Origin of the sequence: Novosphingobium sp. IK01, from assembly GCF_033242265.1 — a bacterium.
Taxonomy (GTDB): domain Bacteria; phylum Pseudomonadota; class Alphaproteobacteria; order Sphingomonadales; family Sphingomonadaceae; genus Novosphingobium; species Novosphingobium pituita.
The window spans coordinates 2,376,292-2,402,012 of the sequence record NZ_BTFW01000001.1; the positions used below are offsets into that span (position 1 = coordinate 2,376,292).

Sequence of the window (25,721 nt, forward strand, 5' to 3'; positions counted from 1 at the left end):
ACACATGTGGACGACCTGTGGAAATCCTGTGTGAAATTCTGTGCAGAATTCAGGGGGAAATCAGTGGATCAGCGCGAGCTCTTCCTTGATGCGCAATTTGCGCCGCTTGAGCTGGGTGAGCAGCGACATATCGGGCGAAGGACGGGACATTTCCTCGGAAATCCGCCGTTCAAGGCCCGCGTGCTTGCTCTGCAAGGCCGAGATATGGGTGGTTCCAGTAATCGTGCTTCCGTTAAGCCTGGTTTCCATGTGTTGACCTCCTGAGGGGTGCGCGCCTTGCGGCCGCTGCCCGGTCAAAACCCGTGCGGGAGACATTCCCGCGCGGTTGGCCCCACCTGTTCGCGCCCTGTTTTGTTAAGCGCTTGTTGTCTAACGTCCCGGCACCTTCAGATGCCGTGCGATCGTGCCTCTCTCGTATGCTCCGATGCAGCGGGTCTTTTCCGAGTCGTCAGCAGGCGGTGCGTTGTCATGGTCCCACATTGGACGTATCTTGCAAGAGGAACAGCGCCGGATCGCTCCGTCGCCGCGTTCATGTGTAAGAAGCGGTGATGAAATGTGCACCATATGCGTTGGAACCGGCCCCGAGCATTCGGGTCATGGGCCGGCCATGAGTTCGTCGGGGAGTTGATCTGAGTGACCGAAGAGGAAATGCGCAAGCGTCTTGAGGGGCTGCGCCTCGAACATCGCGACCTCGATGTCGCGATCGAAGCGCTCAGCGCCAACGGGGTGGCCGACCAGTTGCAGGTGGCCCGGCTCAAGAAGCGCAAATTGCTGCTCAAGGACCAGATCTCGATGCTGGAAGACTATCTGATTCCCGATATTATCGCCTGAAATCAAATTGATGTCTTGAAACACCTCCCCCTTGGGGCTGTTCCGTAACGAGACAGCCCCCTTGCGGCAGGATGCCCGGCCTCCCCGCTCACTTGAGCGGCGGTAGCGTCAGGCTTAACCGGGATGGCGAGCCTGCCTGTGCGGGCCCGCTCCTCTCTCGTGTCGTACCCCGGTGATGACCTTACCCAGCGCCAATCCCCGCATTGTCGAATCGCTCTATGCCGAGGCCCTCGCCCTGGCCGATGATGCCCGTGAGCGCTTCGGGCAGTTGCGCCAGCAACAGGCCGATCAACAGGCCCGTCAGGACGACGAGGATCTGGCCAGCGTCAAGGCCCGGTGCGAGGCGCTGCGCACCACCACGCGGATCATGCATTGCCTGGCCTGGCTGCTCAATCGGCGGGCCTGGTTCGCCGGCGAGCTGACCGAGCAGCAATTGCGCCGCCATGGCCGCCTGATCGCGCATTTTCCCGCCAGCGATCCGGCTGCGGTCAGCGAGTTTTCGCCTGCCGTCCAGCGGGTCGTCCATGCCAGCGAACGCCTCTACGAACGCATCGGCCGTCTCGACGAAGCCTGGCAGCGCTGGCCCGGCCCCTCTCCCGAACAGGCTGGCGCCAGCCCCACCATCACCCGCCTGCGCGAACGGCTGGTCCAGGCCATGGCCCGCGCGGGCTGACCCGCGCGAAGATTGCAGCGGGCGCCGGTAATCTCCATAGAGCGCTGGCAATGGCCAGTTCCTCTCTTCCCGACCGTTCCACGTGGAACACCGGCATCGCCGTGTCGCTCGAACCGCTCGTGCGCCGCGTGCTGGCCCCCAATGCCTCGCCCTATACCTATACCGGCACGCAGACCTATCTGGTCGGGACGGGCGCCGATGTGGCGGTGATCGATCCGGGCCCGGACGGAACAGGCGCCCCGAACCATGCCGACACCAGCGCGCAAGGCCATGTCGAGGCGATCATGCAGGCCGTGGGAAGCGCGCGCGTGGCGGCCATCGTGTGCACCCACACCCACCGCGACCACAGCCCGGCCTCGCGCCCGCTCGCCGCGCTGACCGGGGCGCCGATCATCGGTTGCGCGCCGCTCGCGCTCGACGACAGCGGCCCGCGCGCCGACGCGGCCTTCGACCCCGACTATCAGCCCGACCGCGTGCTGGCCGATGGCGAGACACTGCGCGGCCAGGGCTGGACACTGGAAGCCGTGGCCACGCCGGGCCATACCAGCAACCACTTGTGCCTCGCCCTGCGCGAAAGCGGCGCGCTGTTCACCGGCGATCATGTGATGGGCTGGTCCACCAGTGTCGTCTCGCCCCCCGATGGCGACATGGCCGCCTACATGGCCTCGCTCCAGAAGCTCTATGAACGGGCGCAGGACCGGGTCTATTATCCCGCCCATGGCGACCCGATCTTCAATCCGCACCAGTTCGTACGCGGGATGATGGGCCATCGCCGCCAGCGCGAGCGCCAGATCCTGCGCCTGCTCGAAACCGGGCAACTGGCGATTCCCGCGATGGTCGAACAGATGTACAAGGGCCTGAACCCGCACCTGCACGGCGCGGCTGGCCGCTCCGTGCTCGCCCACCTCATCGATCTGGAACGACAGGGGCGGGTCGTTCGTTGGGAAGAACAATGGTCGATCCCGTCCTGACACCCGCCCCCGCGCCAGCTTCGGCGTCCTCCCCTGCCCGCAGCAGCCTGCGACAGATCGTGCTGCCGTGGTTCCTCTTCGCGCTGGCCCTCGCGCTGGCCGGATTCCTGGGCTGGCGGCTGTGGCAACCGGCGGACGCGGGCGATCCGCTGGCGACCAGCCTTGTCGCCTTCGAGCGGCAGAACAGCCTGACCGTGTTCAGCGCCGAACTGGCCCCGGTGGTGTCGAGCGACGACAGCCGCTTGTTCGGGCTGGTCAAGGCCAAGCAGGTCGCGGTGATCCCCGCGCGGATCGACTACACGGTCGATCTGGCCGCGGTGGACCGCAACCGCATGCGCTGGGATGCGGCGACCAAAACCCTGACCGTGCGCCTGCCCCCGCTGCGCCTGAGCCGCCCCAACCTCGACGAGGCCCGCGCGCAGTACTTGCGCGAGGGCATGTGGATCGGGCGCGAGGCACAGGACAAGCTGACCCGCGAGAACACCCTGATGGCCGAGCGTCTGGCCGGCCAGCAGGCCGCCAATCCCGTGCTGATGGGCCTTGCCCGCAATGCCGCGAAGGACGCGGTACGCCAGAACCTGGCGATCCCGATGCAGGTGGCCGGTTTTGGCGGGGTGACCGTAACCGTTACCATTGATGGCGAAAGCACCGGCTAGGCGACCAGAACGCCCGATTGCACTTGGCACGCAGGCCCTGCGCCCCTAAGTCGCGCGCCATGTGAACAGGACACCGGGGCCCTTTCGTGGATCACCGGGATGGAGGAGCAACCATGACGGCCCAGCCCACCAATCTTGCCGGTCTCGATCTGCGCGCCGAGATCGACCGCCTGCGCAAGGAACGCAATGCGGTGATCCTCGCGCACTATTACCAGCGTCCCGAAATTCAGGATCTGGCCGATTTCGTGGGCGATTCGCTCGAACTTTCGCGCAAGGCGGCGGCAACCGACGCCGACGTGATCGCCTTTTGCGGCGTGAAGTTCATGGCCGAGACCGCCAAGATCCTGAGCCCGGAAAAGATCGTGGTCCTGCCCGATCTCGACGCCGGGTGCAGCCTTGAGGATTCCTGCCCGCCCGACCAGTTCGCGGCCTTCCGCGCGGCGCATCCCGATCATATCGCGCTCACCTACATCAACTGCTCGACCGAAGTGAAGGCGCTGTCCGACGTCATCGTCACCTCGTCGAGCGCCGAAAAGATCCTCGCGGGCATCCCGCTCGACCAGAAGATCATCTTCGGGCCCGACCGCCATCTGGGCGGCTATCTCAACCGCAAGATGGGCCGCGACATGCTGCTCTGGCCGGGCGTGTGCATCGTCCACGAGGCCTTCAGCGAGACCGAACTGCTCAAGCTCAAGGCCCAGCACCCCGGCGCGCCGATTGCTGCGCACCCCGAATGCCCGGCCCATATCGTCGACCATGCCGACTATGTGGGTTCGACCAGCGGCATCCTCGACTATGCCAAGGCGATGAGCGGCGACACGCTGATCGTGGCGACCGAGCCGCACATCATCCACCAGATGGAACTGGCCATGCCGGGCAAGACTTTCATCGGGGCGCCCGGTGCCGACGGCAACTGCAACTGCAACATCTGCCCCTACATGGCGCTCAACACGCTCGAAAAGCTCTACCTCGCGCTGCGCGACCTGACCCCGCGCATCGAGATCGAGGAAGGCCTGCGGCTGCAAGCCAAGAAGAGCCTCGACGCGATGCTGGCCATGGCCAGCGGCACGGTCGGCCTGGGCGATCTGGGCCCGCGCTGAGGTTTTTTGCAAGGCTGCGTGGCGCAAGGCGAGAACCTTGCACCACGCAGCCTCATGTTTTGTTTTCGACTGCCATCAAAAGCTTTCCCACCGGGGGCTTGCCGGATCGTGGGCCATGCGCCCATTTGAGTTGCAATTGACAACGCATTTTGCAACGCTCTTCCGCAGCACGCTCCCAGCGAGGACAATCATGGCAGACACGACCGCACTCGATCCCCTGTTCCAGCCGCTCGCGCTTGGCGCCATCGCGGCCCCCAACCGCATCCTGATGGCGCCCCTCACCCGTGGCCGCGCCGGGCGCGATGGCGTGCCCACGCCGATCATGGCCCAATACTATGCCCAGCGCGCCAGCGCCGGGCTGATCATTTCCGAAGCCACCGGCATCAGCCGCGAAGGCCTTGGCTGGCCTTATGCGCCGGGCCTGTGGACCGCACAGCAGGTCGAAGGGTGGAAGCCGGTGACCGAGGCGCTCCACAAGGCCGGGGGCCGCGTGGTCGCCCAGCTCTGGCACATGGGCCGCGTGGTCCATTCCGATTTCAACGATGGCCAGCCGCCGGTCTCGGCCTCGGCCACCCGCGTTCCGGGCCATGTCCATACCTATGAAGGCCGCAAGGACGCGGTCGTTGCCCGCCCGCTGCGCATCGACGAGATGCCCCGCCTGCTCGACGACTATGCCCGCGCCGCGCAGAACGCCAAGCTCGCCGGGTTCGACGGCGTGCAGCTCCATGCCGCCAATGGCTACCTGATCGACCAGTTCCTGCGCGATTCGTCGAACCTGCGCGACGACGATTACGGCGGCAGCCCGGAAAACCGCGTGCGCCTGCTGCGCGAAGTGACCCAGCGGCTGATCGAAGTCTGGGGCGCGGATCGCGTCTCGGTCCGTCTCTCGCCCAATGGCGACAGCCAGGGGGTCGACGACAGCAACCCGGCGGCAGTGTTCTCGGTCGCCGCACAGGCGCTTCAGGATCTGGGCATCGGCTTCCTCGAACTGCGCCAGCCGGGGCCGGACGGCACTTTCGGATCGACCGACGTTCCCCCGCAGGACGCGCTGATCCGCTCGATCTACAAGGGCCCGCTGGTGCTCAACAGCGACTATACCCCGCAGGCCGCCGCCGCCGACGTGGCCTCGGGCCGGGCCGATGCGATCAGCTTCGGGCGTCCGTTCATCTCCAACCCCGATCTGGTCGAGCGCATCCGCAAGGGCGCCCCGCTCGCCCCCAACAAGGGCGCGCCGGAAACCTGGTACTTCCCGGTTCCCGAAGGCTATGCCGACTATCCCACGCTCGCGCAGGAAGTCGCCTGACGGAAACCATCGGCGGCCCGGCGCAGGCAGGCTTGCCCTGCGCCGGGCCGCCATGGCAAAGCCCCGCCATGACCGACGACACCCGCGCCCTGATCGCCGCCCTCGGCTTTGCCAGCATCACCGGCAAGACCGTGGCCGGGCTCCACGACCACGCGGCCATGCGCGACCGGCGCCTGGCCGCCCAGCGGCGCGGACAGGCCGTGCAGGCCCACGATGGCGACCGCGACCTGCACTTTGGCGGAACCCTGCCCGACATCCGCGACCAGAACGGCCAGCCGCTCCTCGCACTCACCCTCGAAGGCCACTCGCTGCGCGCCTACGACCGCACCGCCAATGCCTTTTACGAGGCCCGCGTCAGCGACGGGCTGGTGCAGGTCTTCGACCATGCCGCCGGGGCCTGGTTCGCCTATGACGTGCAGGGCGCCGACGCGCCAAACCGCTATCACCGCGCCAGCGCCTGACGCGCGCTGACAGGCCCCTTCAGACCACCGCGCCCAGCGCGCCGGGCAGCACTTGCGCCAGATGGGCGGCAATGGCCGCTGCCGGGGGATGTTCATCGGCCAGATGCGCGCCTGCCAGCAGCACCACCTTGCGGCGGATCGAAGGTTCGACCAGCGGGATCACCGCCAGCGCCGCAGGATCGTGGCCACGCACATAGAGCCGGGGCATGACCCCGGCGGCCAGCCCGCTGCGCGCCAGACCGAACAGCGATTCCATGTGATCCACCCGGAAGCGGCGCGAGTGGACGATATTGTTCTCGCGCATGGCCGAGGCGCTGATTTCGCCGATGCTGCCGCTGTTGAAATGGACCACTTCCATCCCCGCCAGCGCGCTCCAGTGCAAGGATGGCGCGCCTGCCAGCGGGTGGTTGCGCGAGAGCACGAGGGTCATGTCATCCTCGATCAGGGGGGTGGAAACCAGCCCCTCGTCGATCAGGCTCGCCACGCAGACCGCCATGTCGAGCGCGCCGCGCCGCAACTCGGCAATCAGGGTGTCGCTGGTGCCATCGGCCAGATGGAGGTTCACGCCTTGCGCATCCTCGTCGATCCGGGCGACGATCTGCGCCGTGGCGGGCAAGGCCGAAGGGATCGCCCCGATCCGCACGGTGGCGCGGCTGTTGCGCAACACGCTGGTCATGTCGGCAAAGGCATTGTCGGCGGTGGTCAGCAGACGCCAGGCATGGGGCAGAAGCGCGCGCCCGGCTTGCGTGGGCACCACCGAATGGGTCGTGCGGTCGAACAGGCGGGTGTCGAGCAGGGTTTCGATCTGGCGGATGGCGGCGCTCAGGGCCGGTTGCGAGACCGCCATGGCCTCGGCCGCGCGGCTGAAATTGCCGGTCTGGCTGAGCGCGACGAAAAAACGCAACTGCCGGATCGAGAGCGGCATGCGCCCGGCGGGAAGCGGCGGAGAGGCCGAATCGAGCGGGCCGGACCGGGGCAAGGCCGGATCGGGCCGGGTGGGGGAGCGCATTGGCAAGGAACGGCTTTCTGTTGCGGACGTGCTGTTTATAAATCCAATCTATGAAATGATAAACATAAACAGTTTCCCTTGATAGGCGGCGCACCATAGCGTCGCCCCGTCCTGCCAGCGGGGTCGTATGAGGCGAACCCCGGTGGCTTGCGGCGCACCAACGCGGGCAAACCGTGGCGACCGGAACAGCAGGACGACGGGGATGGCGGATGATGCTGGCGGGCAGCAAAATTCATAAGGGGGGTTTTTCGATGCCGTCACCTGCTCACGTTCCGTCGCGCGGCCCATCGGGCTGCGTCTTGCGCAAGGGTGCGCTGCTGGGTGTTTCGCTGCTGGCCATGGTGCCCGGCGTGGTCTTCGCGCAGGACAATCCAGCCCCTGCATCTGCTGATCCGGGTGCCGGTCCAGATGCTGGTATCGTCGTGACAGGGTCGCGCATCCGCGTTCCCAATGCCACCAGCGTCAGCCCGATCACCACCGTGGGCGCAGCAGACCTCGCGCAGCGCGGCGTCACCCGCCTTGAAGACATGCTCAACACCCTGCCCCAGGTCTATGCCGACCAGGGCGGCGGCAACCGTGGCGGCACCGTGGGCGCGAGCGGCACGGCGACGATCAACTTGCGCAACCTTGGCAACCAGCGCACCCTCGTGCTGATCAACGGGCGCCGCCTGATGCAGGGCGATCCCGCCCGCTCGGCGGCCCAGGCTGCCGACATCAACAACGTGCCCGCCGCCCTTGTCGAGCGGATCGACGTGGTGACCGGCGGCGCCTCGGCGGTCTATGGCTCGGATGCACTGGCCGGTGTCGTCAACTTCGTGCTCAAGAAGAACTTCCAGGGCCTCCAGCTCGACGCGAGCAACGGCCTCTACCAGCACGACAACGGCAATCCGATCGCCGCAGTCGCCACCGCCGCCGGGCAGCACCCGGCGCAGGGCAGCACCTTCGACGGCCTCCAGCAGAGCATCTCGCTGACCGCCGGACACAATTTTGCCGGTGGCCGCGGCAATGTGACCGCTTTCGTGGGCTATCGCCATATCGAGGGCGTGGGCACCAATTCACGCGATTTCTCGACCTGCAACCTCAACGCGACCGCCTCGGGCTATGCCTGCTCGCTGTCCTCGACGACCTACCCGGCGCAGTTCCAGCTGACCAACCCGGCCACGGGCGCCACGCGCGGCAGCTATACGCTCGACCGCTCGACCGGCAACACCTTGCGCACCTATCGCACGTCCGACGGGTTCAACAACGGCAATACCTACGATCTCCAGGCGCCCGACGAGCGCATCAATGCCGACCTGATGGCCCATTTCGAGGTCTCCCCGGCGGTCGAGATCTATGGCGAAATGATGTTCATGCACGACAAGTCGGACATCCGCCTGTCGCCCACGGGCGTCTTCACCGTGCCCGAGAGCATCAACTGCTCGAACCCGTTCCTTTCGGCGCAGGAACAGAACCTGATCTGTTCGTCGGTCGGCCTCACCCCTGCCCAGAACGCCACGGTCAACGTCTCGATGCGCAATGCGCCGGGCGGTTCGCGCCACGACATCACCACCCACACCTCGTATCGCGTGGTGGGCGGCGTGCGCGGCCAGTTCGCGCGCGGCTGGCACTATGATGTCTATGCCCAGTATGGCCGGACCAACTACGATTCGCGCCTGACCGGCGACATCTCGCTCGCCCGCTTTGCCAATTCGCTGCGCGCGGTGGCCGGGCCCAATGGCCAGCCGGTGTGCGAAAGCGCGCTCAACGGCACCGACACCGCCTGCGTGCCGCTCAACATCTTCTCGACCACCGGTGTCACCCCCGAAGCGCTCAACTATGTGCAGGGCACCTTCACCCGCACCGGCTTCACCGAGGAAACCATCGTCAGCGGCTCGGTCACCGGCGACCTTGGCCTGACCCTGCCGATGGCCAGCAACCCGATCAGCGTGGCGCTGGGCACCGAATATCGCGACGAGCGCATCGGCTTTACCCCCGACAGCCACTATTCGAGCCGCGACGTGGCGGGCAACTCGGGCGGGGAATATCCGATTTCGGGCGCGTTCAACGTCAAGGAACTCTATGGCGAAGTCCGCGTGCCGCTGGCCGAGGACCATCCGTTCCTCAAGAGCCTCGCGGTCGAATCGGGCATCCGCTATTCGCACTACAGCACCGCGGGCGACACGCTGGCCTGGAAGGCCGGGGCTGAATGGGCCCCCTCGAGCGCGATCCGCCTGCGCGGCAGCTTCCAGCACGCCGTGCGCGCGCCCAACCTCGTCGAACTGTTCGGCCCCCAGCGCGTGACCACCGCGCGCCTGACCGACCCGTGCGAAGGCGCCCACCCGACCGCGACGTTTGCCCAGTGCGCGGGCTCGGGCGTGACCGCCGACCAGTATGGCGCGATCGAACCGGCCGCCGGGCAGCTTTCGGGCGCGCTCGTGGGCGGCAACCCCAATTTGCGCCCGGAAAAGTCGAACACCAAGAGCTTCGGCATCCAGCTTGCCCCGCCCTCCCTGCGCGGGCTGACGCTCTCGGTCGACTACTTCGACATCAAGGTCGACCAGCTGATCACCACGCTTCCCGCGACGATCACGCTCAGCCAGTGCATCACGGCAGGCGCCTTCTGCGACCAGATCGAGCGCAACCCGGCCACCGGCTCGCTCGTTAACAGCGGCTATGTGCTGACCACCAATATCAACGCGGGCTATCTCCAGACCTCGGGCATCGACTTTGCCGCCAGCGGCAGGCAGAGCCTCGAAGACCTGTTCGGCAGCCGTCTGGGCACCGTGGGCTTCAGCTTCTCGGGCACGTTCACCAACAAGTACGAAGTCCAGATCGTGCCGGGCACCCAGCCCTATCGCTGCGACGGCTACTTTGGCGTGACCTGCGGACAGCCGATCCCCACCTGGCGCCACCGCGCCACGTTCGACTGGGTCGCGCCGAGCGGCGCGGTGCGTCTGGCGGCCACCTGGCGCTTCATCGGCGGCACCAGCAACGACCGCACCAGCAGCGCCACGTTCCTGACCGGCAGCTACCAGCCCTATGACGCTAGGCTGAAGGCCATGCACTACTTCGATCTGGCCGCCTCGTTCGACGTGGCCCGCTCGTACACGCTGCGCCTTGGCGTCAACAACCTGTTCGACCGCGATCCCCCGCTCACCGCGAGCACCAGCGGCCAGACCTCGAACGGGGCCTTCTTCGCAGGCATGTACGATTCGCTCGGCCGCTATCTTTTCGCGAGCATTACCGCCAGGCTGTGATCGCCTGTCGTTAACCTTCCGGGGCATCGCGTCGAAGATGCCCCGGAAGGCCCCCCTTCCCCCCTCTTTCACGGGCACAGGACTTTTGCCGATGACCAGACCGCTTCGCCTGCTGCTCGCCGCATCGCTGGCCGCTCTTGTCGCAGCGGCCAATCCCGCTGCCGCCGCCAGCCCTGCCGTCAGCCCAGCCCCCAAGGCCGCCGCGAAAGTGGGCCCCAAGGCTTCTGGCAAAGCAGCCGACAACCGGGTGATGATCTTCTTCGACAACGATTTCCTCGGGCCGGGCCAGAGCAATATCCAGTCGATGATCCCGCTCCTGCGCGATCCCCGCGTCAACCTGCTGGGGGTGGGCGTGGTGACGGGCGATGCGTGGATGACCGAGGAAACCGCGCACCTGCTGCGCTTCCTCGAAATCGCCGGGCGCCCTGACGTGCCGGTCTACAAGGGATCGCCCATGCCGCTGCTGCGCACCCAGGCCGAAATGGCCAACTGGGAAGCGCGCTTTGGCCGCATTCCGTTCAAGGGCGCGTGGAATGCTCCGCGTCCGGGCCGCACCTATCACCCCGACGAGCCCGATCTGGTCCCCCCGCTGCCCGAGGGCGCGCCCACCATCAAGCCCCGCCACGAGGGCGCGGTCGAGGCGCTGGTCGCCGCCGTGCACGCCCATCCCGGACAGGTCACCATCGTTGCGGCAGGCCCCCTCACCAATATTGCGCTGGCTCTTCGGGTCGCACCGGACATCGCGCAACTGGCCAAGGAGATCGTGATCGAGCCGGGCAAACTGGACACCGCCTTCGCGCGCACGACCTCCAACACCGACTATTCGACCGACTTCAACTTCCTGTTCGATCCCGAGGCCGCGCACATCGTGCTCACCGCCCCGTGGAAGGCAATCACGCTGGTCGGCAATGTCAGTTCGAGCGTCAGGGCCAGCCCCGAAGTAATCGCAAAAATCGCCGCCTCGCCAAGCCCGGTCGCCCGCTATTTCAAGACTTATGCCCGCACCGGCCAGCCGCTGTGGGACGAGATCACCGTGGCTCTCGCCATCGACCGCTCGCTCGTCACGCAGGACCTCACCGTGCGCATGGATGTCGATACCATGCCCGGCATGCATTATGGCGAGCCGCAAGTCTGGCCTGAAGAAACCGCGCCGCGCACCGGCGTCCGGCAGGTCCACCTCGTGCGCGCCATCGACGCCGACCGCTTCCTGAGCGGCTTTGTCGGGCAGGCCCGCCAGTGAGCGGCGCAGGTTCCCCCGCCAGCGCCCTCGCTGGCCTCATCGAGCGTCGCTTTGCCCTCCACGCGCGCGGCACCACCCCCGCGCGCGAGATGATCGCCGGGCTGACGACCTTTCTGGCCGCCGCCTACCTGATCGTGGTGATCCCCTCGCTGCTGGCGAGCGGCGGCATGGACCGCGCCGCGGCCACCGTCGGGGTGATCGTGCTGATCGCGGCGGGCAGCATCGCCATGGCGCTCTATGCCAACCTGCCGTTCATCGTCGGGCCGGGTATTGGCGGCTCGGCGATCCTCGGGGTCACGCTCGCGCAAGTCGAACATGTGCCATGGACCACCGGCCTTGGCATCGCGATGCTCTCGGGGGTGGCCTTCGTGGTCCTCACGCTCACCGGCGCGCGAGGCATGGTCGTACGGATCATCCCGCCCCAGATCAAGCTGGGGCTTGGCGCCTCGATCGGCCTGTTCATCGCGCTGCTGGGCCTGCGCGACGCGGGGATGGTGGCGGTCGATGTCAAGCGCCACGCCTTTGCGCTGGGCGATTTCAGCCAGCCGGGGCCGGTGATCGCATTGATCGGGCTGGCCGTGGCCATCGCGCTTCAGACCCGCCGCGTGCCCGGCGCGATCCTGGCCGGGATCGTGGTGGCCGCGCTCGCGGGGGTTCCGCTCGGGCTGACGAGCCTCAAGGGTTCGCTTGCCCAACCGGCCTCATTCCTGCCCGCCTCGCCGCTGCCGGTCATGGGCAAGGTCGATCTGGCCGGCGCGCTGACACTGGCCGCCCTGCCCTACATGTTCACGTTCTTCGCGGCGGAGTTCTTCTCCACGCTGGGCACGACGCTGGCCATCGGCGCCAAGGCCGGGCTGACCGACGAAGACGGCAACCTGCCGGGCATCGAAAAGCCGTTCCTGATCGATTCGCTGGCCGCCACGCTCGGCCCGCTGGTCGGCGTTCCGGGGGGCACCGCGCTGGTCGAATCGGCCGCCGGGGTCGAAGCGGGGGGCCGCACCGGCCTCACCACGCTGACCGCCGCCGGGCTGTTCCTGCTCGCGCTGCTGGCCATGCCGCTGGCCATGGCCATCCCGCGTCAGGCGACCGCGCCCGCGCTGATCCTGATCGGCATCGCCATGCTCGGCACGATCCGCACGGCAGCGCGCAGCAGCAGCGAAACCGACGGGATCACCGACATGTTCGCGCCCATGGCAATGATGCTGCTCACGCTCATCTCCAACAGCTTCGGCACCGGCATTGCCGGGGGACTGCTCGTCCATGTCCTCGTCCAGCTCCTCGCCGGGCGCTGGCGCGAGATCCCGCCCGGACTGTTCATCCTGACCCTGCCGCTCGGCTATTATTTCTACGGCGCCGCCACCGCGCATTGAGCCGTCTTTCCGGGATTTCCATGCAAGACCAGACATCCTCCTCCGCCGTCGGCCCCGCCGACAGCCAGATCGGATTCGTCCCCGATTCCCCGATCGCGCGCCCGCTGACCCAGGCCCAGCACGCGTTCTTCGCCCGCCTGCCCAAGGTCGAGCTGCACTGCCACCTGCTCGGTACCGTCCGCCGCGCGACGTTCCAGGCGCTGGCCGCCAAACATGGCGCCCCGCTCACCGCCGGGGACATCGACGGCTTCTACACCCGCGGCACCCGCCCCATCGGCGTACTGCGCGTACTGCGCGCGCTCGAAGCCTATCTCCTGCTCGAACCCGACGACCTGCGGCAGATCACCTACGAATATCTCGAAGATGCCGCCGCCGGGTCGATCCGCCACGCCGAATTCTTCTGGAACCCCACCGCCACGATCCGCGATGCCGGGCTGCCCTATGACCGCGCGCTGGCCGGAATCCTCCAAGGCATGCGCGCGGCACAGGCCGATTTCGGCATCTCCTCGCTGCTGATCCCGGCCATCGACCGCGAGGCCCCCGCAGCCGACGCGATGACCATGGTCGAGGCCGTCGTCGCCCATCCCGATCCGCGCGTGGCGGGAATCGGCATCGACTATCGCGAGCCCGACGGCCCGCCCGAGATGTTTGCCGATGCCTATGCCCTCGCCCGCCGCCACGGGCTGCGCACGACCGCCCACGCGGGCGAATTCGGCATGCCGTGGACCAACGTGGCCACGGTGGTCGACCAGATCGGCGTCGACCGCGTCGACCATGGCTATACCATCGTCGAGAACCCCGAACTTGCCCGCGCCTATGCCGCGCGCGGCCTGCTGTTCACCATCGTGCCGACCAATTCCTACTACTTGCGCACGCTCGATGCCGAGCGCTGGGCACTCGACCACCCGATCCGCCGCATGGCGCAGCTGGGCCTGAAACTGCACCCCAACACCGACGACCCCACGCTCCACCACGTCAGCCCGGCTGGCGCATGGGAACTGATGTACAGCCACCTCGGCTTCGGCCTGACCGACTTGCGCACGATGATGCTCAACGGGATCGACGGCGCATGGGCCAGCGAAGCGCAAAAGACGCTCTGGCTGGCACAGTGGCCCGCCGAATTCGACACGCTCGCGGCCGAGGCAGGGTTTGCTTCGGGGGCATGGCTGTCGCTTCGCGATTTCTGATTTCAAGAACAAGGGATACCGCAGGGGGCAAGGCCCCCTGCACCCCATGAGCTTTGAAGGGATCAGTTCCCTGCCCGATCCTGCGCGGGGGGCGCCTCTGCCGGTGCCGAGGCTTCGGCCCTGCCCGTGCCGTCCTTGACCGGCTCCGCCTTGACCTGGTCCGCCTTGACGGGGGGCGGCGGTTGCAGCGGCGGCGTGCCGGTGGCACCATCGAGGTCGATCATCGCATCGCTGACCGAGCCGGGGAGAACTTCGCCCCCGGCGGCCTTGGCCCCGGCTTTGTCCGCCGGGCTTTCCTGTCCGTGGCACCCGGCCAGAAGCGCCAGCGCGCCTGCCACCAGCCAGCGATGTCCCATCTTCATCATGCCTCTCCCGCTGGCGTCGGGCAGGCCACCTCAAGCTTGGCAAGGAACGCGGGGAAGCGCGCCAGCAAGGCCTCGTCCCACTCCGCGCTGCTCACCTGCCTGCCCAGCGCGGCGAGGCTCGTGACGCCGAATTCCTCGATCCCGCAGGGCACGATCCCCCCGAAATGCGAAAGATCGGGCGAGAGATTGACCGAAAAGCCGTGCATCGTCACCCAGCGGCGAATGCGCACGCCGATGGCGCCGATCTTGGCCTCGCGCCCGTCGGGCCCGGCACACCAGATGCCGATGCGCCCTTCGGCCCGCCAGGCTTCCACGCCGAAATCGCCCAGCGTGTCGATCACCCAGCCCTCGACCGCATGGACGAAGCCGCGCACATCACGCGCGCGCTTGCGCAAGTCGAGCAGGACATAGCCGATCCGCTGGCCCGGCCCATGGTAGGTATAGCGCCCGCCGCGCCCGGCCTCGACCACCTCGAAGCGCGGATCGAGCAGTTCGGCCCGGTCGGCGCTGGTCCCGGCGGTGTAGACGGGCGGATGCTCCAGCAGCCAGAGCATCTCGGAAGCGGTGCCATCGGCAATGGCGGCATTGCGCTCCGCCATGGCATCGAGCGCGGTGCGATAGGGCACCGGCTCGGTCTCGCGGCGGATCTCGATCTGGGGGGTGGCGGTCATGATGACTTGCGATTTGGCCCTCCGCGCGCTTCAACGCAAGGGTTCAACGCAAGAAGGGGCTGCGAGACAGGTGCGTTGCCTGCCCGCATTTGCTAGGGCACGATGACAAAAAGCGGGAACCGGTTTTTGTCCAAAAATCGTGTGACCACAAAGTTCTGGAGTGGGAAGGCGTTTCGTGGAAACGCCTTCCCACTCCAGAGCACCTGAAAAAGCCAAGATCCTCAAGGAATTTCCGTGACTCGACCCGTGGTTCCCCCGCCTGTCATTCCACCGTTCGACAGCAGCGCCGCCTGGGCAAACGTGACCCGTCTGGTCGCGGCCAATGCCGACGTGCTGATCGCGATTGCCGGGGTGTTCTTTCTCCTGCCGATGCTGGCCTGGTCGGTCTTCGTGGCGCCGCCGTCGGTTACCGCGCAGATGGACGAACAACAGCTCGCGCAGGTCTTGCAGGACTATTACACCCACAACCTGCCCTACCTTCTGCCGATCTCGCTGATGCAAATCACCGGCTTCATCACGATGCTGGTGGGCATTCTCGACCGCCGCCGCCCGACCGTGGGCGAGGCGCTGCGCAACTGCGCCGCGCGGGTGCCGGCCTATTTCATCTCGCAGATCCTCGTCGGGCTCTTCGCGTTCACGCTGATGATGGCGGTGGCCGCCGTGCTTGCGGCGCTGCATGTGCCGATGATCGTGGCCGCCGCGGCCGGGATGGTGGCGATGCTCTATCCGATGCTGCGCACGATCATGGTCGGGCCGGTGCTGGGCGTGGGGCGCACGCACAACCCGCTGATGGCGATCCGCGCCAGCATCGCGCTCACGCGGGGCAATGTGGGGCGCATCCTCGCGTTTCTCGGGCTGGCCGGGGTGCTCTTTGCCATCGTCTACGGGCTGACGATGATGATCGTCGGGCTCGCTGCGCAGATGCTGCTGGGCGCGCAGAGCGACATTGCCCGTCTGGTCAGCGATGCGATCTCGGCCCTGCTCTATTCGGCGGGCTACACCTATTTCGTGGTCATGCTGGCCGCGATCCACGGCCAGCTGACGCGCGACCTTCCCCGCCCGTTCTCCTGATCCTGCCGGCTGATCCCGCCGGACACAAAAAAGGGGCCTTGCGGGCCCCTTTTTTCATGCGCGAGCGCTGGATCGGCAGCTCAGTCCTTCCAGCCCCACGAGATCACGCAAGGCGGCACGTTGACCGGCTCGAACCCCTTGTCGATGCGGTGGAAATACCGGCTCATCAGCGCGCGCGCGCGGGCCGTGTACTGATAGACGAGGAAGGCCCCGCCCGGACGCAGCACGCGGTGGGTGGCGGCCATGATCGCCGGCCCCACGCCTTCGGGCAGGGTGCTGAACGGCAGGCCCGAAAGCACGTAGTCGGCATGGTCGTAGCCATGTTCGCGCACGATCGCCTCGACATCGGCCGCCGACCCGTTGACCGCGATGAAGCGGCTGTCACCGATGGTGCGCGAGAGGTAGGCGATGAAATCGGGGTTCGTGTCGATCACCAGCAGGCGCGCATCGCGGCGCAGCCGGTCGAGCACGGGCTGGCAGAACGTGCCGACGCCGGGCCCATATTCAACGAACAGGTCGGTATGCTCCCAGTCGACCTTCGAGAGCACCTTCTCGATGGTACGGCGCGACGAAGGCACGATGGCCCCGACCATGACCGGGTTCTTGACGAATCCCTTGAAGAAAATGCCTGCGGGACCGAACATCCGTTCCGCCTTGCGCCGAACCCGCTGATGCAGAGGAGCACGCGCCGCCTGGGTCGAATTCATTGTGGACAGGCATCCCTATCTTCTGAAAGTGAACCGCGCACGTCGCAAATCCGCGGCCCGAATGCAAGCCTTGCCGCGTCGTTCCGCCGTGTCGAGACGAAACGTTATCTCTCGTCATCGGCTGTTACCGGGATGCTCGGGCCCTGATCTCAACCTGCTTGCGGGGTTTCGGGAACCGGAGTCAGCGCCTTGCCCGTGGCAAACCAGCTGGAAAGATTGTCGATCATGAGTTGGCCCATCGCCTGACGCGTGGCCTGCGAGCCCGAACCGATGTGCGGCAGGAGCACCACATTGTCCAGGTCCAGCAAGGCGGGCGGCACATGCGGTTCATGGGCAAAAACATCGAGCCCGGCGGCCAGGATCGTGCCATTGCCCAGCGCCGCCACCAGCGCGTCCTCGTCGATCACGCTGCCGCGCGCCACGTTGACCAGCACGCCCTGCGGGCCCAGCGCGGCCAGCACGTCGGCATCGACCAGCCCCGCCGTCGCCGCCCCGCCCGGCACGACCACCACCAGCACGTCGACCGCCCCGGCCAGCGCCAGCGCCGAAGGATACCACGGATAGGCCACGCCCTCCTGCCGGGTGCGGCCATGATAGGCGATCTCAACGCCGAACCCTTCGAGCCGCCGCGCAACCGCCTTGCCGATCGCGCCCAGCCCCAGAATGCCGACACGCCGCCCGCGCAATGTGGGCGAGAGCGGGAATGCCTCGCCCTTTGCCCAGAGTCCGGCGCGCAAGTGCCGCTCGGCCTGGGGCAGGCGGCGGATCGTCGCCAGCAGCAACCCCAGTGTCAGGTCGGCCACTTCCTCGTCGAGAACACCGGGGGTATTGCTCACCACGATCCCGCGCGCGGCGGCGGCGGCCACATCGATGGCATCATAGCCGACGCCAAAATTGGCGATGAGGCCGAGCGCGGGCAGGCGGTCCATCATCGCGGCGTCCAGCGTGCCGAACAGCGCATTGGTCGCCATCGCGCGGATCGATCCGGCCACCGCGCCGGGAAAGCCTTCCCACAGGCGGTGGACGGTGAACGCCTGTTCAAGCGCGGCCATGGTCACGGGCGGAAAAGGCGCGGCGGCCAGGATCGCGGGTTTGCTCATGCCCTTGTCATAGAGCGGCTTTCGCCGGGAATCAGCCCCCTTTCACCGGAGGCGCCGGCCGTCAGAGCCCGACCCAAAAGTCGGGCGGCGGAGGTTTGGCGAGGGATTTTGGGTCATCACAAGGAGGCTGAGAGCCCAGCGATGCTGGAAGCATCGTGGCGAACAGCCGACGCCGTGGTGGCACAAAAGACCCGCCAAACCGATCCGAAGGACTTTTGGGTCGGGCTCTCAGGGATAACGCAGGCGGATATGGGTCGAAAGGCCGGTTTTCGGCACCGACAGGCGGACCGAATGAAACGCCAGCAGGCTCTCGATCGAACCGGGGTTGCCCGAAAAACCGAAGCCCTCGGCCGGAAGCCCCATCGGCCCCACGCGGTTCCACGTGCCCGAATTGTCCTCGTCGTGGTAGACGGCCAGCGCATAGACCCCCGTATGGGGCAGGAACAGGCACATCCGGGTCTTGTCCGCCCGCGCCGGAACCCGTGCGACATAGAGCGAGCCGCCATCGATCAGGAACTTGTGCGGATCGTCGGGATAGACGGTAACCGCGATCACGCCCTGATCCGAACGCACCTTGTCGATCGTGATGTCGAGCCAGGTATCGCTGGGCGGCCCGGCACAGGCCGTCGCGGGCTGCCGCACGGCGCTGCCCGCGGCGAGCGCGGGAACGCTGCCGCCAAGGGCCAGCAGGAGGGCCGGAAACAGGAGCAGGGATCGGATCGAGCGCATCATCCATTTCGATGGCAAGACATGGGCTTGAGCGCAAGAGGCCAGGCGCCCCGGCATGGCGATGCGCTGCCGGTGTTGCAGGATTACCCGGTCCGTCCCCCGTTTCCTGCCGATTTTCGCCGGTTTTGCGCCGTTTGAACGCATTCGGAGCAAAGCCCGGCCAATCCGCGCCGAAACCGGACAATGCATGTGGAGAACGGCGAAAACTTTGCTTGTGGAGCCGATTTGCCGCCGGTAAGCGCCTGAAGGCGCGCCCGCTTGGCGAAGTGCCTGACGCGGGCTATCCTGTTTTTCGAGACCTTGCCCCAGCCCGCTTGGCCGAGCTCCAAGTCATGCTGTCAGGCCAAGCCCTGTTGCCGAGATTGCCGTCCATGTCTGTGCCGCTGATTTCCCCTTCGATCCTCTCCGCCGATTTTGCCCGCCTGGGCGAGGAAGTGCGCGCGATTGACGCCGCCGGGGCCGACTGGATCCATGTCGACGTGATGGACGGCCACTTCGTCCCCAACATCACGATCGGCCCGATGGTGGTGAAGGCCCTGCGCCCGCACACCGCCAAGCCGTTCGACGTCCACCTGATGATCTCGCCGGTCGACGCCTATCTGGAGGCTTTCGCCGCCGCCGGGGCCGATATCATCACCTTCCACCCCGAGGCCGGGCCCCACGCCCACCGCACGGTTCAGGCGATCAAGGCGCTGGGCAAGAAGGCGGGCGTCTCGCTCAACCCGGCCACCCCGGCCAAGATGCTCGACTACCTGATCGACGACATCGACCTCGTGCTGGTGATGAGCGTCAACCCCGGCTTTGGCGGGCAGAGCTTCATTTCCAGCCAGCTCCGCAAGATCGAGGCGATCCGCAAGATGATCGACAAGACCGGGCGGGACATCCACCTCGAAGTCGATGGCGGCGTGGATGTGAACACCGCGCGCCTGTGCGTCGATGCCGGTGCCGATGTGCTGGTTGCCGGAACCGCCACCTTCAAGGGTGGCCCCGATCACTACGCCGCCAATATCGCGGCGCTCAAAAGGATAGACTGACCTCGTGAGCGAACCCGGCTTCCCCCTCGCACGCGGCCAAGGCGCTGCCACCGAAGAAGCCGGGAACGCGGCAGCCTCCCCCACTTCCAGACCTTCAGGCAAACCCGCTGGGGCCCGCGCCAGAAAGGCCGGGGCTTCCTCCGACGAGAGAAGCCCGGCCCTGCCGCTGGGCCCCGGCCCCTCGCAAGGGGAAGACGCACTCGTGGGTATCCCCCCGCTCCCTGCCGCCGACGACGACCTGATCCCACTGCGCGCCGAAGTGGTCGAACCCGGACGGGCCCTGGCCCTGGCTGATTTCTCGCCCCCTGCGGTCAGCACGGGCGAACGGTTCCTGCGCTTTGCCTATCGGCTGGGCCTGCCCTCGGGCGCGATGCAGCCGTTTCGCAAGCGCGCCCGCCCGCGCCTGACGGCCACCGTCACCAACCCCATTCCCGGCACGGTCGCCGCTGGCAAGGCCTTGCGCGCAGGGCATTTCCTCGTCCACGGAATGAAGGCGGCGATTGCCGACACCGCCTTTTCGGGCGCGCCGTTGTCCCCGCCGTTCGAACGGATGATCCACGGCTTTGCCTGGCTCCCCGACCTTGAGGCGAGCGGCGCGCGCGCGCAGGGCGTGCCCGTGGCCGAACGCATCATGGGCATGTGGCTGGCCGCCAATCCCCAGCCCGCCTCGGGCCCGGCCTGGGCCGTGGGCCATGTCGGCCATCGCCTGATGGCCTGGCTGGTCCATGCCCCGCTGCTGCTTTCGGGCAACGACAAGAAGTTCCGCAGCCGCGTGCTGTACACCATGGCCGAGACCGCGCGCTGGCTCGACCGTCACATCGGCCGGGCCGACGACAAGCTGGCCGAAGTGGTCGGCTGGTCGGCGATCACCGCCGCGGGCCTGCTGATGACCGATGGCCGCGCGCGCCGCCTGTTCGGCGAGGCCGGGCTGATCCGTGCGCTGGGCGATCTGGTAGGCGACGATGGCGGGGTGCTCTCGCGCAGCCCGCTCTGCCAGATCGAGGCGATTGCCGTGCTGGTGCGGCTCAAGGCCTGCTATGCCGCCGTGCGCAATGATCCCCCGCCCCAGATCGAGACGATCCTCTCGCTGCTGGTGCCCCCGCTGCTGGCGATGCTCCACGGCGATGGCGCGCTGTCGAGCTGGCAGGGTGCGGGCGCGGTCAATGCCGATTCCATCGCCACGCTGATCAAGGCCAGCGGCGTGCGCACGCGCCCGTTGCGCGACGCCCGGCAATGGGGCTACCAGCGGGTTCAGGCGGGCAAGTCGCTCCTCCTGCTCGATGCCGCCCCGCCCCCGGTCGCCCGCCACGCGCGCGATGGCTGCGCCTCGACACTGGCCTTCGAATTCAGTTGCGGGGCCGAACGGCTGATCGTCAATTGCGGCGGCGCGGCCTTTGCCGGGGGGATGATCCCGCTCGGCCTGGCCCAGGGCCTGCGCGCGACGGGCGCCCATTCGACGCTGACGATCGACGATTGCAACTCCACCGCCGTCCTTGCCAACGGCAAGCTGGGCAGTGGCGTTTCCGAGGTCGAGGTCGACCGCCGCACCCTGCAAACCGATGGCAGCTATGCCAGCACCGGCGTCGTGCGCGACCATACCGCCACCCGGATCGAGGCCAGCCACAACGGCTATGTCAGCCGCTATGGCCTGCTCCACCAGCGCATCCTGATCCTGCGCGACGACGGCACCGAGCTGCGCGGCGAAGACCTGCTGTTGCCCCAGGGCAAGAAGGGCAAGCCCGGAACGGTCGGTGTTGCCTTGCGCTTCCACCTCGGCCCGCATATCGAGCTGGCCCAGGGCCAGGACGGCCTTGGCGTTACCCTCGCCCTCCCCGACGGCAGCCTCTGGCAGTTCCGTTCGGGTCGCGAACCGGTCACGATCGAGGAGTCGCTCTGGGCCGATGGGCAGGGGCGCCCGGTGGGCACGCGCCAGCTCGTCATCACGGCCAACATTCCGCGCAGCGGAGAAAGCTTCTCCTGGCTGCTCAAGAAGATGAGATAGGAATTTTCAACGTGAGCGATGTGACGATCCGGCGGGCGCTGCTTTCGGTGTCCGACAAGACCGGTCTGGTCGATCTGGGCAAGGCGCTGGCTGCCCGCAACGTGGAGCTGGTCTCGACCGGCGGCACCGCCAAGGCCCTGCGCGAAGCAGGCCTGGCCGTGAAGGACATTTCGGAGCTGACCGGCTTCCCCGAAATGATGGATGGCCGCGTCAAGACGCTGCACCCCAAGGTCCACGGCGGGCTTCTGGCCGTGCGCGACAATGCCGATCACGCCGCCAGCATGGCCGAGCATGAAATCGGCGCGATCGACCTCGTCGTCGTCAACCTCTACCCGTTCGAAGCGACCGTCGCCAAGGGCGCCGAGCGCGACGAAGTGATCGAAAACATCGACATCGGCGGCCCCTCGATGGTCCGTTCGGCGGCCAAGAACCACGATTTCGTGACGATCCTGACCGATCCGGCCGACTATGCCACGCTGGCCGAGCAGCTCGACCAGACCGATGGCGCCACCACCCTGCCCTTCCGCCGCGCGATGGCGGCCAAGGCCTATGCGACGACCGCCGCCTACGACTCGGCGATCGCCACCTGGTTTGCCACCGTCGATCAGGGCCAGCACTTCCCGCAGACCCTCGCCAGCGCCCACACGCTGGTTTCCACGCTGCGCTATGGCGAGAACCCGCACCAGTCCGCCGCGCTCTATGTGCCGCGCCGCAGCACGGTCAGCGGCCTGCCCCAGGCCGAGCAGATCCAGGGCAAGGAACTCTCGTACAACAACTACAACGATGCCAACGCCGCGCTCGAACTCATCGCCGAATTCGACGGCGAGAAGCCGACGGTGGTGATCGTCAAGCACGCCAACCCCTGCGGCGTGGCAAGCGCGGACACCCTGCTTCAGGCATGGCAGGATGCCCTCGCCTGTGACAGCGTCTCGGCCTTTGGCGGCATCGTGGCCGTCAACCGCCCGCTCGATGGCCCGACCGCCAATGCGATCTGCGAAATCTTCACCGAAGTGGTCGTCGCGCCGGGTGCCGATGATGCCGCCCGCGAAGCCTTCGCCCGCAAGAAGAACCTGCGCCTGCTGCTGATCGACAGCCTGCCGGAAGCCAACCGCGCCGGTCTCGTCACCGTGCCGATCGCCGGGGGCCTGCTGGTTCAGGACCGCGACAACGGCGCGATCACGCGCGAGGACCTCAAGGTCGTGACCAAGCGCGCGCCCACCGAGCAGGAACTCGAAGATGCCCTGTTCGCCTGGACGGTCGCCAAGCACGTCAAGTCGAACGCCATCGTCTATGCCAAGGACGGCGTGACCGCCGGGATCGGCGCTGGCCAGATGAACCGCCGCGACAGCTCGCGCATTGCCGCCGCCAAGGCTCAGGAAGCGGCCCAGACCCACGGCTGGAGCGAAGCCCGCACGGTCGGCTCGGCAGTCGCTTCGGACGCCTTCTTCCCGTTTGCCGACGGCCTGATGGCCGCCGTTGAAGCGGGCGCGACGATGGTGATCCAGCCCGGCGGCTCGATCCGCGACGAAGACGTGATCAAGGCCGCCGACGAAGCGGGCCTGGCCATGGTCTTCACCGGCATGCGCCACTTCCGCCACTGATACCCGGCCTGCCGGACAAAAAAGGGGCGATGCACGGGTCCGTGCATCGCCCCTTTTTGTGTCAGGATCATCCCTTGGCAAAGGGCCCCGGCTCAAGGCCGGGGCGCCGCCGACCTTACCCCTTCGGCTTGTTCAGGACCGAATCCGGGTTCTCCTGAATCCGCATCTTGCCCATCGGCGGCTGAGGCGGCGGCACATGATCGGGAATCTGCACAATCGCCGGTGCAGGCTGGGCCCCCGGTGCGGTTACCCGCCAGATCACCCCGCCCACGTCATCGCTGACCAGAAGCGCGCCATCCTTGGCAAAGGCCACCCAGGTCGGCCGCCCATGAGCCTTGCCATCCTTGGTCAGAAATCCGGTCAAAACCGGCGCAGGCGGCGCGGGCAGAACATTGCCATGATCGTCAAAACGAACGAAAACAACATCATAACCAGCCAGCGGACGGCGATTCCACGAACCATGCCGCGCCACGAAGGCGCCATCGGCAAAGCGCGTCCCCATGATGTTGCCCCCGCGCGCAAAGGCCAGGCCCAGCGGCGCGACATGGGCGCCCAGCCCATATTCGGGCTTGCGCACATATTCCATCAGGTATTCGGGCATCGGCGCCTGCACGCGCCAGTCGATGTTCTTCTTCCAGTAGACCCAGGGCCAGCCATATTGCGCGCCCAGCGGCACGTTGGAGAGGTAATCAGGCACCAGATCGGGCCCGAGCATGTCGCGCTCGTTGACCACGGCCCACAGTTCGCCGGTATGGGGGTTGAAGTCCATGCCATTGGGGTTGCGCATGCCGCCCGCGAACTGGCGCACCGAATGCTTCACGAAGTCATATTCGAAGATCGAGGCGCGATCGCGCTCGGCCTCGATGCCGTCGTCGGCGATGTTGGAGGCCGAACCGACCGAAATGTAGAGACGGTTTCCATCCGGGCTCAGCGCCAGATTGCGCGCCCAGTGCATGCCTGCGGGCGGCAGGTCCATCAGCTTGGTCGGCGTGCCGCGAAGGCTCGTCTGGCCCGGCTCGAACGGCCACGACACGACCCCGTTGTGGTTGGCGACATAGAGCCGCCCCGCGCGCCAGACCATGCCGAACGGCGAATCGAGCGCCGGATTTTCCATCACGAAACGCTGCGTCGCCGTGCCCTTGCCCACACCGTCGCGCAGCAGCACAATTGTGTTGGGCGAAGGCCCGCCTGCCCCGGCCTGGTTGAACAGCAGCCCGGCCACGAAACCGACCACCCCGCCCCCGGCGCGATCTCCGGCTGGCGCATTGGTCTGGGCGGTCAACACGTCGCCATTGGGCAGGACGGTCATCGTGCGCGGATGGTCGAGCCCTTCGGCAAAGCGGGTGACGACGAGGCCCTGCGTGGCCTGCGGCGCCTCGCCCGGCTGCCAGCCAACCGGCTTGGCAATGCCCACGGTGGGGATCGTCTGGGCCGATGGCTCGGCCAGCTTGGGGTGGGGGCCCGATGTTTCGTCGGTGGTATAGACACCGGCCGGACCACGGAATGACCATGCCAGAAACGCCACAGCGGCGATCACCAGCAGGCCAATGGCGATGAGGGACTTCTTGAGGGTGCTCATGATGGCGCGCACGGTAAGCGCGCCGGGGCTCCCCTGCAATGACAGCCTTGCAGCTTTGCGCTAGGCGGCGTGGACACATTCCACAGCGCCACGGCTGGAGGCAAAAACCGCCAGTTCAAGGAGGCGAGGCGGCGTAATATCGGGAATATTGCGCGCCGAGCCGACGCTGAAATGGCGGTTTTTGGTCCAGCCCCGAAGGGGTTGCCCTCCCAAAGGCCCCGGCAGCGTTACTCGTCCTTGACAGAGGCCCACTCTGCCCGCGTCCTCGCGCCTCGCCGGGGCCTTTGGGAGGGCAACCGTGGCGTTGTGGAATGTGGCCACGCCGCCTAAGACCCGCTCATGTACGATTTCCGCTTCGATCCCGCCGACAAGCCCACGCTCTATGCCGACCTCGCCGCCGCCGCGCGCGGGCTGATCCATGGCGAAAGCGATGGCGTGGCCAACATGGCCAACCTCGCCGCGCTGCTCGCGCTGGCCCTGCCCGATTGCAACTGGACGGGGTTCTATCGCCTCGTCGGGGAAACGCTGGTGCTCGGTCCCTTTGCGGGCAAGCCGGCCTGTATCCGCATTCCGCTGGGCCAGGGTGTCTGCGGCGCGGCGGCAGCCAGCGGCGAAACGCAACTGGTGCGCGATGTTCATGCGTTCCCCGGCCACATCGCCTGCGACGCGGCGAGCGCCTCGGAACTGGTCGTGCCGATCCTGCGCGATGGTGCGGTGATCGGGGTGATCGATCTCGACAGCCCGACGCTGGGCCGTTTCGATGAAGAAGACGCGCGCGGAATCGAGGCGCTGGCGGCAGTCATCGCCGAGGCGATCTGAAGC

The 25,721-nt window shown here is 67.1% G+C and carries 24 protein-coding genes; 16 read left to right on the forward strand and 8 right to left on the reverse strand.

Annotation, left to right across the window (positions count from 1 at the left end; translation table 11 throughout):
* Positions 1-60 precede the first annotated feature (60 nt).
* The gene (locus SBI20_RS10940) at positions 61-249 is read right to left on the reverse strand and encodes a YdcH family protein (protein WP_317975061.1); all 189 of its coding nucleotides are present in this window, start codon (positions 247-249) and stop codon (positions 61-63) included.
* A gap of 384 nt (positions 250-633) precedes the next feature.
* On the opposite strand from SBI20_RS10940, the gene SBI20_RS10945 reads away from it, so the two are divergent.
* The 7 genes from SBI20_RS10945 (at position 634) to SBI20_RS10975 (ending at position 5,995) form a co-directional block, all read left to right on the forward strand.
* Positions 634-831, forward strand: a complete 198-nt coding sequence (locus tag SBI20_RS10945; protein ID WP_317975062.1) for a YdcH family protein — start codon at positions 634-636, stop codon at positions 829-831.
* 175 nt (positions 832-1,006) lie between these two features.
* Entirely contained in the window at positions 1,007-1,504 is a 498-nt protein-coding gene (locus SBI20_RS10950) for a DUF1465 family protein (protein ID WP_317975063.1), read from the forward strand.
* Positions 1,505-1,554: 50 nt separating this feature from the next.
* Positions 1,555-2,475: an MBL fold metallo-hydrolase gene (locus tag SBI20_RS10955; protein ID WP_317975064.1), complete on the forward strand. Its 921-nt coding sequence runs from the start codon at positions 1,555-1,557 to the stop codon at positions 2,473-2,475.
* Positions 2,457-3,131, forward strand: coding sequence for a DUF4230 domain-containing protein (locus tag SBI20_RS10960; RefSeq protein WP_317975065.1), 675 nt, complete (start codon positions 2,457-2,459; stop codon positions 3,129-3,131). Before SBI20_RS10955 ends, SBI20_RS10960 begins: the two co-directional genes overlap by 19 nt.
* Positions 3,132-3,244: 113 nt before the next feature.
* Positions 3,245-4,231, forward strand: a complete 987-nt coding sequence (gene nadA, locus SBI20_RS10965; protein WP_317975066.1) for a quinolinate synthase NadA — start codon at positions 3,245-3,247, stop codon at positions 4,229-4,231.
* A 190-nt stretch (positions 4,232-4,421) separates the two neighbouring features.
* The gene (locus tag SBI20_RS10970; RefSeq protein WP_317975067.1) at positions 4,422-5,534 is read left to right on the forward strand and encodes an alkene reductase; all 1,113 of its coding nucleotides are present in this window, start codon (positions 4,422-4,424) and stop codon (positions 5,532-5,534) included.
* A 68-nt stretch (positions 5,535-5,602) separates the two neighbouring features.
* The gene (locus SBI20_RS10975; RefSeq protein ID WP_317975068.1) at positions 5,603-5,995 is read left to right on the forward strand and encodes a hypothetical protein; all 393 of its coding nucleotides are present in this window, start codon (positions 5,603-5,605) and stop codon (positions 5,993-5,995) included.
* Between the two features lie 19 nt (positions 5,996-6,014).
* Here SBI20_RS10975 and SBI20_RS10980 read toward each other — a convergent pair whose 3' ends face one another.
* Positions 6,015-7,004, reverse strand: a complete 990-nt coding sequence (locus SBI20_RS10980) for a LysR family transcriptional regulator (RefSeq protein WP_317975069.1) — start codon at positions 7,002-7,004, stop codon at positions 6,015-6,017.
* 251 nt (positions 7,005-7,255) lie between these two features.
* Between SBI20_RS10980 and SBI20_RS10985 the strand changes: the two genes are divergently transcribed.
* The 4 genes from SBI20_RS10985 to SBI20_RS11000 all read left to right on the forward strand — a co-directional run bounded on the left by SBI20_RS10985 (position 7,256) and on the right by SBI20_RS11000 (position 14,040).
* Entirely contained in the window at positions 7,256-10,243 is a 2,988-nt protein-coding gene (locus SBI20_RS10985; RefSeq protein ID WP_317975070.1) for a TonB-dependent receptor domain-containing protein, read from the forward strand.
* Positions 10,244-10,334: 91 nt separating this feature from the next.
* On the forward strand, positions 10,335-11,483 hold the full coding sequence (locus SBI20_RS10990) for a nucleoside hydrolase (RefSeq protein WP_317975071.1): 1,149 nt from the start codon (positions 10,335-10,337) through the stop codon (positions 11,481-11,483).
* Positions 11,480-12,853: an NCS2 family permease gene (locus SBI20_RS10995; RefSeq protein ID WP_317975072.1), complete on the forward strand. Its 1,374-nt coding sequence runs from the start codon at positions 11,480-11,482 to the stop codon at positions 12,851-12,853. The genes SBI20_RS10990 and SBI20_RS10995 overlap by 4 nt, the downstream gene beginning before the upstream one ends.
* Before the next feature lie 20 nt (positions 12,854-12,873).
* On the forward strand, positions 12,874-14,040 hold the full coding sequence (locus tag SBI20_RS11000) for an adenosine deaminase family protein (RefSeq protein WP_317975073.1): 1,167 nt from the start codon (positions 12,874-12,876) through the stop codon (positions 14,038-14,040).
* Positions 14,041-14,102: 62 nt separating this feature from the next.
* Here the strand turns inward: SBI20_RS11000 and SBI20_RS11005 are convergent, their stop codons facing one another.
* Together SBI20_RS11005 and lipB are read right to left on the reverse strand one after the other, a co-directional pair.
* A complete protein-coding gene (locus SBI20_RS11005; RefSeq protein ID WP_317975074.1) occupies positions 14,103-14,405 on the reverse strand; it encodes a hypothetical protein in 303 nt (100 codons plus the stop codon).
* The gene (gene lipB / locus SBI20_RS11010) at positions 14,402-15,076 is read right to left on the reverse strand and encodes a lipoyl(octanoyl) transferase LipB (RefSeq protein WP_317975075.1); all 675 of its coding nucleotides are present in this window, start codon (positions 15,074-15,076) and stop codon (positions 14,402-14,404) included. Before lipB ends, SBI20_RS11005 begins: the two co-directional genes overlap by 4 nt.
* A 234-nt stretch (positions 15,077-15,310) precedes the next feature.
* Between lipB and SBI20_RS11015 the strand changes: the two genes are divergently transcribed.
* A complete protein-coding gene (locus SBI20_RS11015; protein WP_317975076.1) occupies positions 15,311-16,147 on the forward strand; it encodes a hypothetical protein in 837 nt (278 codons plus the stop codon).
* An 80-nt stretch (positions 16,148-16,227) separates the two neighbouring features.
* Here SBI20_RS11015 and SBI20_RS11020 read toward each other — a convergent pair whose 3' ends face one another.
* The 3 genes from SBI20_RS11020 to SBI20_RS11030 all read right to left on the reverse strand — a co-directional run bounded on the left by SBI20_RS11020 (position 16,228) and on the right by SBI20_RS11030 (position 18,686).
* Entirely contained in the window at positions 16,228-16,854 is a 627-nt protein-coding gene (locus SBI20_RS11020) for a class I SAM-dependent methyltransferase (protein WP_317975077.1), read from the reverse strand.
* Between the two features lie 149 nt (positions 16,855-17,003).
* Positions 17,004-17,954 carry a 2-hydroxyacid dehydrogenase gene (locus tag SBI20_RS11025; RefSeq protein ID WP_317975078.1) on the reverse strand — a complete coding sequence of 317 codons (951 nt, stop codon included), beginning with the start codon at positions 17,952-17,954 and terminating at the stop codon, positions 17,004-17,006.
* A 228-nt stretch (positions 17,955-18,182) separates the two neighbouring features.
* Positions 18,183-18,686, reverse strand: a complete 504-nt coding sequence (locus SBI20_RS11030; protein ID WP_317975079.1) for a DUF2141 domain-containing protein — start codon at positions 18,684-18,686, stop codon at positions 18,183-18,185.
* 368 nt (positions 18,687-19,054) lie between these two features.
* Here SBI20_RS11030 and rpe point away from each other — a divergent pair, with 368 nt between their 5' ends.
* From rpe to purH, 3 genes are all read left to right on the forward strand, one after another.
* Complete coding sequence (gene rpe / locus SBI20_RS11035) at positions 19,055-19,717, forward strand: ribulose-phosphate 3-epimerase (RefSeq protein WP_317975080.1); 663 nt, start codon at positions 19,055-19,057, stop codon at positions 19,715-19,717.
* Between the two features lie 160 nt (positions 19,718-19,877).
* On the forward strand, positions 19,878-21,719 hold the full coding sequence (locus SBI20_RS11040; RefSeq protein WP_411911558.1) for a heparinase II/III family protein: 1,842 nt from the start codon (positions 19,878-19,880) through the stop codon (positions 21,717-21,719).
* A gap of 11 nt (positions 21,720-21,730) precedes the next feature.
* Positions 21,731-23,320 (forward strand): bifunctional phosphoribosylaminoimidazolecarboxamide formyltransferase/IMP cyclohydrolase, encoded by a 1,590-nt coding sequence (gene purH / locus SBI20_RS11045; RefSeq protein ID WP_317975082.1) that lies wholly within the window; start codon positions 21,731-21,733, stop codon positions 23,318-23,320.
* Between the two features lie 115 nt (positions 23,321-23,435).
* On the opposite strand, the gene SBI20_RS11050 is transcribed toward purH, so the two are convergent.
* Positions 23,436-24,899, reverse strand: coding sequence for a PQQ-dependent sugar dehydrogenase (locus SBI20_RS11050; protein ID WP_317975083.1), 1,464 nt, complete (start codon positions 24,897-24,899; stop codon positions 23,436-23,438).
* A gap of 339 nt (positions 24,900-25,238) precedes the next feature.
* On the opposite strand from SBI20_RS11050, the gene SBI20_RS11055 reads away from it, so the two are divergent.
* Positions 25,239-25,718, forward strand: a complete 480-nt coding sequence (locus tag SBI20_RS11055) for a GAF domain-containing protein (RefSeq protein WP_317975084.1) — start codon at positions 25,239-25,241, stop codon at positions 25,716-25,718.
* Positions 25,719-25,721: the final 3 nt, after the last annotated feature.